Below are 18,935 nucleotides of genomic sequence, written 5' to 3' on the forward strand. Positions count from 1 at the left end.
CAATTTGTTAAACTAATGTATTAAATTTCATCATTCTATAATGAATTGTTGAAAAATATAGCATCAATTTGCTACGTATCGTAGCAAATTGATTTGTCGTTAAAAAATGCTTTTAGCATTTTGAGCGATTGTTCTTAGAGCGGAATGTGGTAATTGTGAAGTTTTATATCATACTGAAAAGCATGATGAAATTCTGAAAGCGAAAACTTTATTTACGCCTTACATAAGTTACCTGAAGATGATTAAATGATTATTAATTAAGAAATTATTTGACTTAATTTTAAAAACACTGTTAAGCATTTATTGAGAGAGGTTGTAATTTTTTTACAGGTGCTAGTTAAAACTTGCTGTGTTTATAACCTCTTAATAAAATATGATATCTTATTCGCCTATAAGCTTCGATTTTCTTTGAATTGCACTTTCGTTTTCGCAAATTTGATATAAGCGCCCTCATTTAACCTTTTAAAAAAATTAATAATGAATACACGTCATTTTCGAGTAAGAGGAGAAATAGCATGTCTTTTTTCTCCTTCCGGAGTTCCGCCAGTTGTTAAACACATTTCATCAATTAGCGTTGAATTGTGGCATAAAGCACCTTTAGAGGTTATATTATTAGGTAGAGCTTTAACAGACGATAATGGAGTGTTTGTTTGTGATTTTGAAATAGACAGCCCTATATCTTTTATTGAAGAGGGAAAGATTGAAGACGTATTTATTGAATGTTACTATAAAGACAGATTAATAAATGAAATGGGTCCAATTGACGGGCTTGTATTAAATGAGGGTTATACAGATATAGGAACTAAAGACATTGAAATTACTGACATTGAAATTCCTGAAGTTTTCCCACTTACCGAAACCTTTCCGTTACCGGATTCTAGTCAAACGCTATCGTTGTTTCGCTTAGAGTATTTAACCGGGGAAGAGGTTCCAACTGATTTTATTGCAGACTTTATTGTTTATGATGCTGAAGGTAATGTATTTGCTGAGCTGAGTAGTAATCCTAACTCAGAGGGTTATATACAAATTAATACGCCTATACTTCCGCTTGTTGTTAAGAAAGTAGCTCCTAACGAAACAGTAATAAAATATGATATTACCGGGCCACTAGACCAGCGTTCTGAAGAATGTTACTTAAAAGTGATAGGGACTTCCGGAACACCATTATATACATTAATATGGGATATTGTAATACATGATAATTTTTTAAAGGTCAAAGACGGCGGTGGAAATTATTACACAATTACTCCCGAAATTGAATTAAAGGAGTGGGTAGCTGCCGTATATATTAATGAAAAAGGTGACGTTTATGGCTACGATGCAGATGCACACGAATGGTCGCAATTTGGAGGACCATTTGAATTTAATATGATTGAGTTTCCGGAGCATTTGGTTTCAGTAACAGATGGATTTTATGAAACTACTCCAGGCAGTGGTACAATAACACCAGGTTCGCTTGGAAGCCCAAGCACTCCATTTGAGGAATTTATTGGTACTGTTACAAATCCTGAAGTTTATTATCTAAAAACCAGCCTTACCGTTCATGCAAACCAAGCCGGATTACCTCCTGTTTTCAGCGGAGACTTTATAATAATGCCTGGCAGTTTAAATTATGTTCCTGTTTCAATGAGCGGAAGTCCCCCATCTATTCCTGATACATCACCTACTTTAAATGATATTGAAACCGTTAGCGGTGTGACTTTTGGAACTGTTTTTCTTGATTTCCTTACGACAAATAATTTAACGACAACAGATAAAATACGAAAAGCAGGACCACTTACTTATGTTGACGGATATCCTGTAGCAGGTATTACTCCGCCCGAGTTAGATACTTTACAGGGTCATGTAGACTTATACTCTATAAACGAAAACCTAGATCAAAATCAGCGACTAATCAGTGAAGGATATGGGAATATTTATACTATTGCAAATACTCCTAAAGATATTTTTTTAACTAATGTTGTAGACAGCACACTTCCTTTATTTAAGGCAGCAGAAGTACATGAAGTAGCCAGTCAGAATTTAAAACTCGTTGGGAACTTGCTTTCAGGGACACTTGCTGATTTACAACTGACAACACCTGCAACGCCAGCATTGGCAAACTCTAATTTTGTTCCAACGGCTTTGGCGAGTTCCATTAATTCTTGTGGTTGTGATGATTGCAAATCAGCTATAAGCCCGTTTGCATATTTGATGGATTTAATCAGATATGCGGCCGCTCATGTTAAACACACTGCAAGTCCAATATATAACCCTGGTGATTCATTATCAAGTTTTATTAGTTTAATTTCAAATACATTTTTACAACCATTTGGAACGCTGAATGTAAATTGTTCAACGTTAAACGATGAATATTGCAGAGTACGTCTTACCACAGAAGTACTTGAAAAATGGCTTGATGTTAGAATTACAAATAGTTTAATACCACCGACAGCCGGACAAATTACTGCTTTAGGAAAAGAACGCAATCAGTTTTTTACACTAACATATCAATCATTACTTAAACTAGCCGGGACTTCATTAGATGAATTACGAGATGTTGTGACAGCTAGTCCAATTGAAGCTAAAACAAAATTAGCCCAAGCATTATCAAATAAGCTTGGAATACCACTTTATATTGCACCGACTACAAATTTTTCAATTGACAGACTATATCTTACTTTGAACAACACCAACCCATTAAATGTTTTAAATGCAGCCAACTTAGAAAATGTTTTTGGGTTTCGAAATACAAAACGAAATGTTTTGACACCTACCCCCGTTTCATTAATCGAACAATTAAGATCTACGTATTTGCGAGATCAATGGAAAATTCAGGATTATCTTTTTAATGACTTTAGCAGAGAAGGAGTAAATCCTGCTAGTGACCCAACATTTAAAAGTAATTGGTTACCAATAATTGATCCTGATAATATTGGATGGATTGACTTTACTTATAATCCATACAAATATGCAAAGGCTATATGGGAAAGAAGAAAGGAAGATACAGACGCTTTTTTAACTGACTGGAGCTCTAATCCTTTAAACATTATAAGAAGTGCTGCTGATATAAAAAACCAAATATTAAAAGTTAGCGACAGAAATATTGTTACTCACGTTATTGAAAACGATTTTATAAATATTTACAACGGTGTTAACTGGAATACCAATTTTGAGATATTAAACAGAACTCTTATTGGAACAAACACAGATGTAATACTTAAAAAGTCAACAATAGCAAATCCGCAACCTCCATTTTTTCAGCCACAAGATGTTACAAACCCTCCAAAAATGCGGTACAAGCGTGTTATTAATGTTATTAGTGCCGTACCTCAAAGTGTAGGCCCCTTTGCGTTAAATTGGACAGACCCTGTTATACAAGATCAAATAGGTTCCGCTAAGCTTACAAGTGACAACGATAGTACAATTTTTCAAACTTCTGATGGCTCAATTGTAAGTGTGTCATTTGACAATGAAATGCAAGTAACGTTAACTCTGAATGCTGCACCAAATGCAAATTTTGTTAGTGGTAATATTAAGTTTACCTATGAAGTTGAAGTGCCGCTAGTATATGAGTATGTGCTTAATCCGGCATCTGTGACAACAAGACTTTTTACAGTTGCGCAATCATACACTTTATTACCTACCACTCCAACATCAAATCCTGCATTGCCTGTAACATTTTCTTATCCTGCCACTAATAATGCAGTCTGGAACTTGCCAAACAGCTGGATTGGAAATTATTCAGAACTAAAGGACTTATACCAAAAGATTACACTTGGAACTGCAACGGAAGTTCAATTGGCTATTGTTACAGATGATTTGTATATGAGTCTTGAGGCTTTCAACAGAATGATGAGTCTTTTAATTAAGTGTGAAAATTACCTTGCTGCAACATATACTAATCCAGCACCTAGTAATGAAGAAATATTTGAGTTAGTATCAATTTTCAGAATTAGCGCAAAAGAACAACTTAAAGAAATTTGGGTAAAGGAGGAAATTAAGCACTGGGAAGATAACACAAGTAATCCAATAATATTAAGACTTGATTCACAATATTTTTGGAAATCTATAGAGGAGCCGATTTCAGGTTCGTGGGATCCAAGTTTACAAACTATTCCGGCAAATACCGCAAATATTAATAGTAAAAATATTTCTATAATTGATCCGGAGCTTTTAAGTAAATCTGACTTAAATCAAAATTCGGATATTTCTGTAAAAGCTTATCGTGATCTTTATGATTCACGTTTAGCTGACTTACAAGCAGAACATGATTTCTTTTTAAGTTTATTATTACCGATTAATGCCAACGGTTATGAGGAATCACTTAACTATATAAATAATGATGACGAAAATATTCCTTATGATATTACGCCATATACTTCCTTACAAAGTTTGGTAGATGATTTGCAAAGTAACGATGCATTTAAAGTAAAGGAAGCTGCAGAAGTAACTTGGAACGCTTTTAGAATCAACAGAGAAGACTTTTTGTATTTGGCTGATATAAAAGAAAGATACGAGGCGAACGATCCTGGAAATGTACCCATTCTTGCAGAATTAGAAAAAACCATAAAAATTATGGTGAGCGGTTACAAACGAATTTGGTTTTACGGAGACACAGCAGGAGGTTGGATTTATGATGAGGTATTAGGAAATTTTACAAACGGTACTCCAGTATTTTATTATAACGTAATGAAGATGAAACTTGCTCCGGGAAGAAGCAGTTTGACATTAAGAGCAGATTGGCAAAGGACACTAGCCGCATGGAACAGACAAGCATTTATACAACCAGACCTTGTACCACCTGAGAACATCAAAAATTTTGTTAATACAAACTGGGTATATACAACATGGAATGGCAGAAAAACTGCACTTAACAATGATAATGCAACTCTTGCACTCCTGTTTAATTCAACATTAACAGCAGGTGCACTGTTGAATAACTTAGAAAACCAGATTAATTTGGTTATTGGAAGGTTTACAAATTTCACCAATGAACCATTGAATTACTTACCTTACTTTAATGCTGTTGCAAACATTGAAGAACAGGGAGAAGATATCAGACCAGTATTATCACAACTGGGTATTGGGGTAACTGAGTATAGGTTCTTAAGAAAAGTATATGATGTACTGGAAAGTACGATGCCGCCATCTTCACCATCTCCTTTGGTAGAATCCGAATACAATGACATCATTGATATATTGATCCATATAAGGAGTGGATATAAGCCGTTTTCGCAAGTAACAGAGGAGTATAATAACAATATTATTCTTAGTCAGGACTTTTTTAAGATATACAAACCAGCACCGGTAAATTTTCCATTAAGCAATTTGCCTGAATTTAATAAATGGCGCTCGCCTTACAGCGAAAGAAAAGCATGGTTAGACACTTTGCAAACAAGAATTGAAAGAGAGAGTTCAGTAATAGAAAAATGGAAAGATATTCTGCTTGATGCAGAAGAACAAAATATGCCATTGATGAGGGATGCCCTTATACGAGCTTTAACTAATAATTGCGAAAACTGGCAGGACGCAGCAGAAAGAATAGCAAAAAGTTTTTTTATTGAAACTAAAGACAATTGTTGTGTAAAACATACGAGAGTTTCATTTGCTATAGAAACATTACAAGGCTTGTTGTTTGCTTTAGAAACAGGAGTTTATGATGATTTTATAATGAACTTTGCTTTAACTGCGCCAAACTTTAAAGAAGAATGGAAGTGGATTGGCTCTTATGCCACGTGGCGTTCGGCAATGTTTGTGTTTTTGTTTCCTGAAAACCTTCTCTATCCTACATTAAAGAGATTTCAAACATCACAATTTGTTGAGCTTTCATCATCCGTTAGCAATGCGAATCGACTCACTCCAATACAAGCATGCAAAGAAGCAGAAAAATTTGAAAATTATTTCAGTGATATTTCATATATTAGACTGTATTGTAGTACTAATGTAGAGGAGTTACGACCAGCAACAAGTTCCAATGTATGTTGCGATAGGAATGAGACAGAATTAAAAAGACTTGTATATTATTTTGGAGAAGGCCAAACTGGAGACTTTTACTATTGTGTAAAAGAAGATAGTACAACGCCCTCAGATACATTAGGTTCTTGGATTAAATTGCCTATACCGCAATCTGTTAATCTTATAGGGTGTTTTGCTTATACACAGAAAAACATTGATGATGTAGAGGTTGATAAATCATTGGTTTTATTTTATTCTACAATTAACGAAGGTGTATTTAAGTTATTCTTTATAAGAAAGGTAGTTTCAGTAATAGGTGCCGATTGGGAAGAGCCACATGATTGCGAATTACCATCAAGGCCAGGCAAATCTGTTGCTAGAGCAATAGCTTGCGCCAATATAATCAAAGACGAAATACCGGGATTGTTATTTTCTTTTAGTGGATCGTCAGGATATGAGAGCTTATATTTCAAATTCAATCTTAAGGAGAGTAAATTTGACACCCCATCGCCGACTACAGGCGTAGACCCAGCATTTGTTAGTCAAGGATTTAAAAGTGCAATAATACTGCCAATTAAAACCACTAATCAAAGTTTTATTAACAGAGGGTTAGTAGCTGTAACTAATTTAAATAAAATATTGTTTAGGTTGTTGTACCAAAATAATGGCTCAATGGGTACTATAGACACATCACTTAGTGTTTTTACACAAATTATTGGGCTTTATCAAACGAATCAGCAAAATACCTTTGTGGTTTTTGATAAAGTAAGTAGTGTTGTTTATGTGAAACACGTAACAGTCAATTCTTATATAAGTAATGGTCTTTATACAGCGACTGCTTCTATTGTGACTACACCCCTTACAGATAGTGCAATACAAACTGCTTATTCCATTTACCCAGTTTTTGGATTTAATGAATTATATCAACCTTATTTAGCATTAGAAACTTTTTCTGCTCGAGCAAAAATAGGCGCCAGAATTACTTTAACAGGAAACTCAAAAGCGAATTTATACTTGCCATTTGATTTAGCTCCTGTTATTAAAAGTTGGGTTTCCTTGGTTTCCGGTGATTGTATTGCCGACATGAATGCCAGAGCTATTAGTATAAAAGACAACATTCTTTATAATAATAATTCTCCGTTAGGAACATCGAGTTACATAATAAATAGAACACAAGCAGTAAGACAGCTTTTAGCAGAAGCGTATTACTTTGTGCCAATGCTTTTGGGCCTCGATCAACAAAGGAGAGGACAGTATGATGCAGCATTATCCTGGTATCAATCGGTTTATGATTACACCAATCCTTTAGTAGCAAAACGAAAAATATTTTATGGATTAGTATTAGAAGAGAGTATCACCACAACTTTTTTACAAGCACCTAATTGGCTATTAGACCCACTTAACCCACACTATATAGCGCAAACAAGAGCGAATGCGTATACCAAATATACCTTAATGAGTATCATACAATGTTTTTACGCTTATGCTGACAGGGAATTTACGTTAGATACGATTGAAACGGTGCCAAGAGCAAGGAAACTATACACTAGTGCACTTGATTTGCTGAAAACAAAAGAGTTGAATTTACTAAATAATCAATGCATTGCACTTGCAAATGGGTGTTTAGATACACAAACCGACTTATCTACCAATTTAGTTTGGGGAGGTTTGTATGCCGAACTTAAAGGTAATCTTGCCGAAATTGGTAGTGTCAGCATTATTGAATCTTTAGCACACGATATAGCAGATGTATTGAATAGTGGCACAGAAGATACATATGCATCTAAATTTGCTGAAGCATTTGAAATGATTGAAGCAGCAATGCCATTACCACCAGCAGATGAAAACGTAAGTGAATTTATGGCCGGTAACCCAATCAGAATAAATGACGCAAGCCGCTATCTTTTTGCATTAAACAATCCTCTGGAATTTAATAATACAGTTAGCGATCTTTATACAAATAGCATTGCTAACATAATTGGTGTTTCCGTAGAAGAAATAAGCAGTACGTCAGCCGAACAAAAATTGCAATGGTTGTATGATCCTAATCCTGTTTACACAGATGATTACACATTTGCGTTTGCTGCAAGTGACGGAGAACAATTTATGAGTGGCGATAAGGCATATAACCCTTTGGCGCCAACAGAAGTGTCTTTTGATGCTAACCTTGTGTTTTCAAATGCAAAGGCAGTGAGTACTGCCACACCTATAGGACCTAACCCAGTGCCTTATACTCCATTAATAGATTTTAAATTCTGTACTCCGAAAAACCCTATTTACAATTCTCTTGAATTAAAAGGAAATTTGGAATTATACAAGATATTTAATTGCAGGAATATTGCGGGAATGGTTAGAGAATTAAGTGTGTTTGCCGCAGCAACAGATAGCACAACCGGTGTACCCGTTATAGGAGCTTCCGGTAACTTGGTCTTACCCGGAGCAAATAATTTTGCGCCAACTCAATATCGTTTTAAAGCTTTATTGGAAAGAGCCAAACAAATTGCCCAGCAAGCCGCACAATTAGAAAGCTTATTTTTGGCAGCCCTAGAGAAAGAAGATGCAGAAAATTATGCGCAATTGCGAGCAAGGCAAGATTTGGCGACAGCACGTGCTACTGTAAAACTTCAAGATTTAAGAATTACACAAGCGAATAACGAACGTAGTTTAGCTGATTTGCAACTTGGTAAAGTAACCTTTATACAAGGACATTATAACAATTTAATTTCTTCAGGATTAAATGGATTTGAATTACAAGCGCTCGATTTATTGAATCAAAGTATTAATTTTCTTAGAGCAAGCCAAATAGCTCAAGGTGTTTCTGCAGGTTTATATATTTCGCAAGGTGTTTGGTTCGCAAATACTACAAGGGGGGCAGAATCACTAGGTTCTTTTGCTGCTGCGGCGGCTGGAATTGCTGGAGCACTCGGAACTCAATCTTCAATTTTTTCTATACAGTCTTCAATAGCAAGTCAAATGGCAAGTTATGAACGAAGGCAGGAAGAATGGCAGTTTCAAAGCCAACTAGCCGGGCTTGATATTAGCATTGCCAATCAACAAATAAAAATTGCTGACGACAATGTACGTATTGTATCACAAGAAAGAGAAATTGCTGTTTTAAATACAAATCATGCACAAGACGCATTGGAGTTTTTGAGAAATAAGTTTACTAATGCTGAATTATACAATTGGATGGGTAACATACTTGAACGGGCATACAGTTACATGTTAAATCTTTCAACAGCTACTGCCCGAACAGCAGAGAATCAATTGTATTTTGAACGCCAAGAACAAGCAGGCCCATTTATACTAGATGATTACTGGGAATTGCCTTCTGCAGGATTCACAGGAGGCACATCAAACGGACAGCCAGAAAGAAGGGGTTTAACCGGTAGTGCGAGACTGTTAGTGGATATACAACGATTGGATCAATTTGCCTTTGAAACCAACAAGCGCAAGCTGCAAATGACAAAAACAATTTCATTGGCACAGAATTTTCCATCAGAATTTCAGCAGTTTAAAGAAACCGGTGTGTTGTATTTTGAATTAACCAATAAATTATTCGATTACGATTTTCCGGGTCATTATTTGCGTTTAATAAATAATGTAAAAACAACTGTTGTTGGTTTATTGCCGGTATATGACAGTATAAAGGCTACACTTAGTGCTGAACCTACCTCTTACACAGTAATTGGTGGAACTACTTTTCAGAAAATATCAATACGCCGATTGGAAGTAGATTCCGTAGCCTTGACTTCTGCTAACAATGCTACGGGATTGTTTGAACTACAACCAATACAAAACAGCGAATTATTAAACCCATTTGAAGGCATGGGAATTGAATCACGTTGGGAATTTAAAATGCCGGAATTCAGTAATCATCTTGACTACTCTAATATTGCTGATGTAGTTATTTCAGTTGATTATACTGCTTTAGACAGTTTTCAATATCGCTATCAAGTGCTGCAAGATTTGGATAATCAATTGTTATTTAACAGAGGATTTTCGTTTAAAAACAATTTCCCCGACCAATGGTATGAACTTGGTGAGGCTATTGAAGGCTCATCTGATTTTGGTGTAACGTTTGAGCTTAAACGTGAAATGTTTCCTCAAGGAGTTCATAACTTACAATTAGATGGAACAGACATTGTGCTATATTTTGTGAGAAAAGATGGTTTTGTAAATGAAATAGATGTTCTGGATTTCAACCTTGATGATCCGCAAATTACAAATACTATTGGCGGAGAAACCAATGAAGGTAAATTCCCTACCACCGGTTTAATGACAGCATTAGGAAATAGCCCTTTACATAAGTTTAGATTAAAATTTGATAACAATCCTATAAACAGAGAGTTGTTTAGTGATGGTAATATTCAGGACATTTTATTACTGGTTGGGTGTAAGGCAGAGCTTAAAACGTATCCTTTGTAAGCAAAGGATACGTTTGTAATTGAAATTGTTTAACTAAAAAATTTTATATATGAAGAGTTTAACTTTGACTTTGTTACTATTATGTAATATTCTAATTAGAGCACAGGATTCAAAAAATGCAGAAACGGTATTAATTAGAATGGCTGAATCGATGGATGCTACAACAGGAATTTCAACTTATAAATCAGAGATTGTTATTTGTAAGCCTAATTTACAATTAGAAGTGATTGAGTTAGAAAAAGTAAAGTCTAATTTAAAAACTTTTGAAACAAACGCTTTAGTTCTGCAAAAAGAAATTAAAAAATGGCAGGATGCGGGATTTAAAATTTTCGCTATGTCGAACGGAGGTACTCAAGTTTTACTTGTTACCACTGTAATTTTAACGAAAGAGTAAAAAATGATTATTTCAAATATTTAAATTATGTATTATGAGAACAAGAATTTGTATAATGTTAGCCACTTTAATACTAACTATTATTATTACAACATCTTTTAAGGCCGGAGGCGAAGCCCCTAAATATGCAACCATAAGGGTAGTTGAGGCCGGTACTGTAATTTCAGGTTCAGGGAGAATAATTATAATTTATGAAGGAAAGTCGGAGGACATTCCTTTAGATAAACCTACACCAAATAATTCAGCAGTAATTGCGACCAAAATTAATAAGGCAATAAATGAATTAGCTGGAAAAGGATATGAGTTAGTAACACAATCTGGAGGGGATTATGTTACTACGTACACTTTAATAAAAAAATAAGTTGCCCTTACTGCAAAAAATAAAGATGTATTACGACCCCTTAGGGAGAGTGGTAAAAACTGTGAACCCCGACAGGAGTGAACAGCGTGTGGTGTATGGTGTGCCCAATAATTTAAATACCCCTAATAATTTTGCACCAACGCCTTGGGAGAATTTTACCTATGACAGTAACGACCTTGCATCAATAACCAACCCAACAGGCAGCAATGTACCGGCAACAGATTATTTTACACCCAAGAGCGCTGAGGTAGATGCTTTGGGAAGGACCATAAAAACTACCGAATATTTTGATAACAGCAATTACAATAACACCATTGTAATGCAATACCATTACGATATACGCGGTAATTTACTTTTGGTAAAAGACCCATATAATAGAAATGTATTTGAGCATGTGTATGATTTAAGAACACCGCAAGAGGAAGAACCTTTACCCCCGCTTTGGACAAAACACATTGACAAAGGAGAAAGCACTGTTTTATTTGATGCGTTGGCAAAACCGATAGAAAGTAATGATGCCAAGGGCGCAAGAGGATTAAGTGCTTACGACACCTTACAAAGGCCAACGCACAGTTGGGCAAATAATAAAACTGGGGATGCCACTACCCTTAGAAACTTTTTAGAATATGGCGACAGTGCAGGATTGGTAAACCCAGAGAATGAAAATTTAAAAGGCAAGCTTTACAAAAATTACGATGAAGCCGGATTAATTGAAATACCCGAATATGATTTTAAAGGCAATGTTTTAACTAAGAAAAGACAAGTAATTGCAGATGCTGAATTAAAACCCTCATTAAATGCATATACAGCCTATATTGTTGATTGGACAGGTTTACCATCTATTTTGGATTCTTTTATTTACGAAACAAATAATGAATTTGACGCGCTAAACAGGGTAACGAAAATTACTTTACCTGAAGATGTAAATACAAACCGGAAAGAAATTATACCTGAATACAACCGAGCCGGTGCTTTGGAAAAAGTAAAATACGACGGAGATGAATATGTAAAACGCATTGCTTATAATGCTAAAGGGCAAAGAATTTTAATAGCATTAGGTAATGATGTAATGACAAGATACGTGTATGATACTTTCACATTTAGATTAATACGGCAACGGAGCGAAGGTTATACTTTTTCGCAAACGGGTAACACGCTAACTTATGCCTACCAAAGCGGAACAAACAAACAGGATGATAAATATATAAACGATTTAATTGGAAACATTGTTGAAATAAATACACGCACTACCGCCTGCGGCATTGGAGGTACGGATAGTTTAGACAGGGAGTTTGAGTATGATGCCATATACCGACTAACGCAAGCTACCGGACGTGAAAATGTAACGGGGGCGAACTACCCATTTCCCGGTTGGCAGGATATGACAAGAAGCAATACTCCCAATACAACCGTTGGTTATACAAGAAATTACTCTTATGACAAGCTTGGTAACATTGAGCAAATGCAGCAAGTAGGCACAAATGCATTTACCCGAACGTTTAATTACATAACAGCTACAAATAAACTTAACGGAGTTACTATTGGGGCTAATTCTTATGCTTATACTTTTGATAACTGCGGCAACCAATTAACTGAAAACAGTAACCGTAAATTTGAATGGGATGCGAATAACAGATTGATTTTATTTAAAGACCAGGTGGGAATTTCTGAACCAACGGTAGAAGCACAATATTTATATGATAACGAAGGGAAACGAACAAAAAAAATAGTACGAAAACAGGGTGGCGATTTTGAAATACGTGTTTACATAGATGGTGTATTTGAATTTTATACAGATGAAACAGACACGCAAAACACCATACACATTATGGATAATGCAAGCCGAGTAGCAACGGTGCGTATTGGAGCCGCAATGGGAGATACTACACCTGCTATTAAATACGAAATTGAAAACAACATCGGTTCTTCAATGGTTTTATTAGACGATACAGGGGCTACCGTTAATACACAGGAATATTACCCCTTTGGGGAAACCAGTTTTGGCAGCTACGCAAAAAAACGTTATCAGTATGTAGGAAAAGAGCGTGATGAAGAAAGCGGCCTTTATTATTATGGCGCACGCTATTACAGCCCTTGGATTTGCAGGTTTTTTGGAGTTGATCCCCTTGCTGCAGATTTTCCTTTTTATACACCTTATAATTATGCAGGAAATAAACCGATAAACAAAATTGATATTGACGGTTTGCAGGAAGAAGGTGGATCAAATCAACAGGATAATTCTGCAACAACTTATGGCCCCCTTACTCAACAAGAATTCGAAACACAGCAAAGCGCAAACCAACCAAGCTTACCAGAGGTAAACGGAGTTAAAGGCCCTTGGTCTCCAGAATTCATTGCAAACAATAATGGTATAGGAAACAACGATAACAGTAATGTTGATCCGGGAAAAAAACCAATTCAATTGTTTGACTCTACGGATAAAACCAAGTTCGTTGGCTTAGGAGATAAAAGATTAACAGAAACTTACCCGGATAGTAAAACTAAAGAGCAACTCGCGAAAAATTTAGAGTGTTATTATTTAGCTGAATTTCAAACAGAGTTGAGTGGGGCGGAAATGTTACACGGATATAGGAAAGATAATGCTCTTAATGTTAAAAACAATGATGTAACTGAAATGGTAGATTATATTAATAAAGAGTTGGAAGCTGGCCATGCGGTTTCAGTAGGGATTGATTATGATCCGGATAAATCACATACAGGCGATCCCTTCGGAACCGATCATTTTATTACAATTGTAGGTAGAAGTTTTGATGAAAATGGCATTGTGATTTTTAATTTTTATGATAACGCAACTCAAAATTTCGATAGAGGCACATCCAGTGAAAATAAACTTAGTGTTATTGATAATAAACTTCAAGGAATATCAATGGGATTATATGGTAAAGAAGTCTTGGTTACTCGGGTTCAAAAAAATAAATAATTATGAAAATATATCAGCTTATCATCATAGTTATGTTAATGATGCCTCCCTTGTGTTCCCAAACAAATAAAAAGGAAGATTTTAAAAATTACATTAAAGAATATATCGATGGTTGTGATAATAGTGAAGAAGGCATGGAATGGATAAATTTTTGCATCGTAGATTTAAAAAAATACAGGAAATATTTTTTGAAAAGTTATAGCTTAAAAAACACTACTGTTTTTTTTCAATCACATTTTTTGTTGGATAAAAATATTAATCTTATTGAGTATACAATGGGAAAAGATAAACAAGAGTTTTTTGTATATATAACTTATGACTCGGTGGGGAAAATACTTGATAATATTAAAATTAGGGAAGCGATTAAACATAGTGTAAGAGATAAGGAAGTGTTTTTTTTCTAAAAAAGATACCTTATTAGAGATAGTTTCTTTTAAACCAATTTACATAGACACACTTGACCATAAGTTTCTTCCTTTTCTAGATGTTAAAGAAGGTAAAGTTGACGTTTATAAAATTAAGAATGGAAAGTTTATTTTACATGAAACAAAAGCAGTTAGTGAAGAATACTGGGGAAAAAAGTATCGAATTAAGTAGTGATACAAATTTTTTGCTTTAATAAATATAGGATGTGAATTTAAAAAAATGAAAATTATGCTCAGGTTAGCAAAAATAAAACTAACGATTACGAAAACAAAGGAAATTACAATATTGAACAAATAAGGAATATATTATGGCAAACACCAAAGGCACATCAGTAATTAATAATCCGCAAGGTGGAGGTGCGCAAAGCGGCTTGGGAGAAAAATTCTCGCCCGATTTGTTTACCGGAACCGGTAATTTTTCTGTACCTATTGCCGTACCGCCCGGAAGAAATGGATTTCAACCCGAACTGAGTTTAGGTTATAGCTCCGGCAATGGTAACGGTGTATTTGGCATGGGCTGGGCTTTGGGTATACCGGGTGTAATGCGAAAAACAAGTAAGGGCATACCGGTTTACGAAGACAAAAGCGATATTTTTATTTTATCAGGCGCAGAAGATTTAGTACCTGTAAAAATTGAGAAAGAAATTTTAACAGGAAATATTGGCTATGAAAAAACGTTTTACAAACCAAGAACGGAGGGATTATTTGCCAGAATAATACGACATAAAAAAACAAACGGTGAGCACTATTGGGAAGTAAGAAACAAAGATGGATTAATAAGTTGGTATGGAACACCCGGTGCTTCGACTTCGCTAAGCAACCCAGAAACAGCGGTTATTGCAAATCCTGAAAACAGAAACGCAATATTTTCATGGGCTTTAACTAAAACAGAAGATACCTTTGGGAATGTGATTTTATACGAGTACGAAAGAGAGTTGGTAACTTCTACCCCTTCGACAAGCTCAGGGGCCAATCCGCATATTTACGACCAAATTTATCTTTCCAAAATAAAATATGCGCAATACCTTGCAGGCAGCAACACAAAGTATTTGTGCGAAGTGCAATTTGTTTATGAAGAACGCCCTGATTCCCACTCTTCATACAAACAAGGTTTTGAAGTTAGAACAACCAAGCGTTGTGCAAAAATTGAAACTTATACCAATGCGCTTAGCCTTATAAAAACAAAAACCTATCATTTTAATTACCACACCAAACTTCCGCTTAACGGTGCCTCGCTTTTAAAATCGGTAAGTGTTGAAGGGCATCCTTCAACAGGCTCAGGGGAAGAAAGTGAATTTATGCCCCCGCTTGAATTAACCTATTCGGAATTTACGCCTCAAAAGCGCGATTTAAAAGAGATAAGCGGACCCTTGCCGGTAAATTCTATAGGCGAACCGGGTTTTGAACTGGTGGATGTAACCGGAAATGGCTTGCCAGATTTACTTCAATTAAACGGGGCTGCACGCTATTGGACAAATAAAGGGAATGGAAAATTTAGCCCACCTAAGGATTTAAGCATTGCCCCCTCTTTTGAATTGGTATCTACACAAAAAGCCGAAGGAGCAGGTATACCCGGTATTGCATTTATTGATGCAAATGGCGACGGACGAACCGACCTGCTTGTATTAAATGGAATTACTGCAGGCTATTTTCCGGGTGCCTTTCAAAAAGTATGGGATGAAAACGGATTTAAGCCCTTTACGCAAGCACCAAGTTTTAGTTTAGGTGATCCTGAAGTGCAGCTTATTGATTTAAACGGCGATGGTATTACTGACGTTTTGCGAAACGGGTCTAAATTTGAATGTTTTTACAACGACCCTGATAAGGGATTTAATAAAGTAAGAACTGCCGACAAAAATTTTGCCGATTTTAGTTTTGCCGACCCGCGAATTCGCTTTGCGGATATGACAGGAGACGGCTTACAGGATATAGTATTAATTAGTTCAGGCAGGGTGCAATATTGGCCCAATATGGGTTATGGCCGCTTTGGAAAAAAAGTGAACATGAAAAATGCGCCTGTATTTCCGGAGCAATACGACCCTAAACAAATTTTATTAAGTGATTTAGATGGCGACGGACAAGCCGATATTGCCTTTGTTGAAAATAACAAAACAACCCTTTACGTTAACCAAAGCGGAAACGCTTTTTCTGAAGGAGTGAGAGTTGCCAATACACCCAGAATTTATAACTTAAATGCCTTACGCATTTGCGATATAATGGGAACCGGCCAGGCAGGAATACTTTGGAGCTTTGGACCGGATGCAGGAACCCCGGGGAAAATGTATTTTCTTGATTTTACACATGGCAATAAGCCCTATGTGTTAGAAGAAATGAATAACAATATGGGAAGTATTACACGTGTACAATACGGCTCATCAGTTTATCATTACCTGCGCGATCAGGCATTACCGCAAACACGTTGGAAAACGCAGTTGCCATTTCCTGTACAGGTAGTTAATAAAGTAGAGGTGTTTGATTTACTTAGTGGTGGAAAATTAGTAACCGAATATAATTACCATAATGGCTACTGGGATGGTGTGGAGCGAGAGTTTAGAGGCTTTGCACATGTGGATAGCAAGGATACTGAAAGCTTTGAACGATTTAATACACAAAGCGAATTGAACCCGGTAAGTGTTACACCTGCAGGAGGGCTTACAAGTTCATTTGGTATAAGTACAGAATTTTATACGCCACCCACACTAACCAAAAGCTGGTTTTATGTAGGGCCTGTTGGTGATGGTTTTAGCAGATGGAAAGAACCTGATTTTAGTGATGAATACTGGAGTGGCGACGTAAATGTTTTGAAACGACCACTTGAAATGCTGAATCTTTTAAACCAGTTACCAAGGCGTGCAAGAAGAGACGCTTTAAGAACGCTGCGCGGCACCTTATTAAGAAGCGAGTTGTATGGATTAGATGGAAGTTCGTTTGAAAACATACCCTATACTGTTACCGAAAATTTAATGAGCCTGAGAGAAGAATTTAATCCCACGCTATTACCTGACCCCTTATGGAACGATAAAAATTATTACTGGAGTGGTGGCGGTTATGTTTTTTTCCCTTTTAATGTAGCGCAACGCACAACGCAGTATGAACGCGGAAGCGACCCTATGCACAATTTGAGCTTTACCAAAGAATACGACGCCTACGGGCAAGCCAGAGGTCAACTAAGCGTTGGCATGCCAAGAGGCTCTAACCCGCTAAGCGGGGGCAACGGTAATTACCTTGCCACATTCGGCATCAGCGATTTTATTTATAAAGATAACGGCTCAGGTCAATATATAGTTAACCGAACAAAAAGAAACATTAGCTACGATGCTTCGCAAAGCGCGATTGGCAAAACAGTTTTTAAATTAAGAGATGATGTATTTAATAGCGTGGTAGGTTTACCTGTTATAAACTGCACACTTAATTTTTATGACGGGAGCGCTTTTAGCGGATTGCCTTATGGAGAAATTGGAAATTTTGGCGCACAAGTACGAAGCGAAACATTGATAATAACTGATGCTATTATTACACAAGCTTATGGCGCCACAACACCACAGTGTTTTGAAACCACGCCCGATTGGAGCACAAATTACCCGGCCGCCTTTGCAGGTTTATTACAAAACGGTGATAGCCGTTTGGGGTATAAAGACAGGCGTAGCGGATTTCCCAATCATATAGCAGGCTGGTATGCTGAAAGCGCTCGGTTGAAATACGATTTTCAGGCAGGACCGCCTTTTTACGGATTGGTATTAGAAAGTAAAGATGTGTTTGAAAACCTGAGTACCATTGAATACGATGTATACGAGGTATTACCTGTAAACAGTAAACAATGGCTAAACGGAACAGATTATTTAGAAACTATTGCCGAATATGATTACCGGGTAATACAGCCCTTTAAAATTACTGATGTAAACGAAAATAAAAGCGTATTTGATTTTTCGCCCTTAGGTTTACTAAGAGCAACCGCGTTAATTGGCAAGGGAACTGAAGGCGATTATAAAAGCGGTAGCGGTGGATATTACGACCGTTATGCACCGAGTGTTGTAATGGAATATGACTTTTTTGCCTTTAAAAATACCGGAAACCCTGTTTGGGTTAAAACCATTAGCAGAGAAAAACATTATCAGCAGGAAATAAACAGCCCTACCATTACCAAGGTGGAATACAGCGATGGCTTTGGTAGGTTGCTGCAAACACGAGTGCAGGCCGAGGATGTGATATTCGGGGCTTCGACAGGCTCAGCCACCAGTTTGGGTAGTAGCGGACTACCAGCCCAACAAGGGCAGAATGCCAATGCTGTGGGTATTGAAAGAGGAACAGGCGACCCGCTTAATGTTGTGGTAAGCGGATGGAAAATATATAATAATAAGGGAATGGTTGTTGAACAGTATGAGCCATTTTTTGATAAAGGATTTGAATACGAATTACCAAGTTTATAGAAGTAAAAACACCCATGCCCGT

Annotated in this window: 6 protein-coding genes; all 6 read left to right on the plus strand. The window is 36.4% G+C overall.

Features of this window, described 5'->3' with window-relative positions; translation table 11 throughout:
• The first annotated feature begins 477 nt into the window (after positions 1 to 477).
• Complete coding sequence (locus tag IPM51_06980; GenBank protein ID MBK9284050.1) at positions 478 to 10,365, plus strand: hypothetical protein; 9,888 nt, start codon at positions 478 to 480, stop codon at positions 10,363 to 10,365.
• A 49-nt stretch (positions 10,366 to 10,414) separates the two neighbouring features.
• Positions 10,415 to 10,759: a hypothetical protein gene (locus IPM51_06985; protein ID MBK9284051.1), complete on the plus strand. Its 345-nt coding sequence runs from the start codon at positions 10,415 to 10,417 to the stop codon at positions 10,757 to 10,759.
• A 34-nt stretch (positions 10,760 to 10,793) separates the two neighbouring features.
• The gene (locus IPM51_06990; protein MBK9284052.1) at positions 10,794 to 11,120 is read left to right on the plus strand and encodes a hypothetical protein; all 327 of its coding nucleotides are present in this window, start codon (positions 10,794 to 10,796) and stop codon (positions 11,118 to 11,120) included.
• A 25-nt stretch (positions 11,121 to 11,145) separates the two neighbouring features.
• Complete coding sequence (locus IPM51_06995) at positions 11,146 to 14,061, plus strand: RHS repeat-associated core domain-containing protein (protein MBK9284053.1); 2,916 nt, start codon at positions 11,146 to 11,148, stop codon at positions 14,059 to 14,061.
• A 2-nt stretch (positions 14,062 to 14,063) separates the two neighbouring features.
• Positions 14,064 to 14,465 carry a hypothetical protein gene (locus tag IPM51_07000; GenBank protein MBK9284054.1) on the plus strand — a complete coding sequence of 134 codons (402 nt, stop codon included), beginning with the start codon at positions 14,064 to 14,066 and terminating at the stop codon, positions 14,463 to 14,465.
• Positions 14,466 to 14,794: 329 nt separating this feature from the next.
• On the plus strand, positions 14,795 to 18,913 hold the full coding sequence (locus IPM51_07005) for a VCBS repeat-containing protein (protein ID MBK9284055.1): 4,119 nt from the start codon (positions 14,795 to 14,797) through the stop codon (positions 18,911 to 18,913).
• The last annotated feature ends 22 nt before the right edge of the window (positions 18,914 to 18,935 follow it).

It is taken from the genome of Sphingobacteriaceae bacterium, from assembly GCA_016715905.1.
GTDB lineage: Bacteria > Bacteroidota > Bacteroidia > B-17B0 > Aurantibacillaceae > Aurantibacillus.

Bases quoted from the DNA above. Each gene is read 5' to 3' on its own strand.
- IPM51_06980 (MBK9284050.1), top strand. From the start codon at position 478: ATGAATACACGTCATTTTCGAGTAAGAGGAGAAATAGCATGTCTTTTT.
- IPM51_07000 (MBK9284054.1), top strand. From the start codon at position 14,064: ATGAAAATATATCAGCTTATCATCATAGTTATGTTAATGATGCCTCCC.
- IPM51_06990 (MBK9284052.1), top strand. From the start codon at position 10,794: ATGAGAACAAGAATTTGTATAATGTTAGCCACTTTAATACTAACTATT.
- IPM51_06995 (MBK9284053.1), top strand. From the start codon at position 11,146: ATGTATTACGACCCCTTAGGGAGAGTGGTAAAAACTGTGAACCCCGAC.
- IPM51_06985 (MBK9284051.1), top strand. From the start codon at position 10,415: ATGAAGAGTTTAACTTTGACTTTGTTACTATTATGTAATATTCTAATT.
- IPM51_07005 (MBK9284055.1), top strand. From the start codon at position 14,795: ATGGCAAACACCAAAGGCACATCAGTAATTAATAATCCGCAAGGTGGA.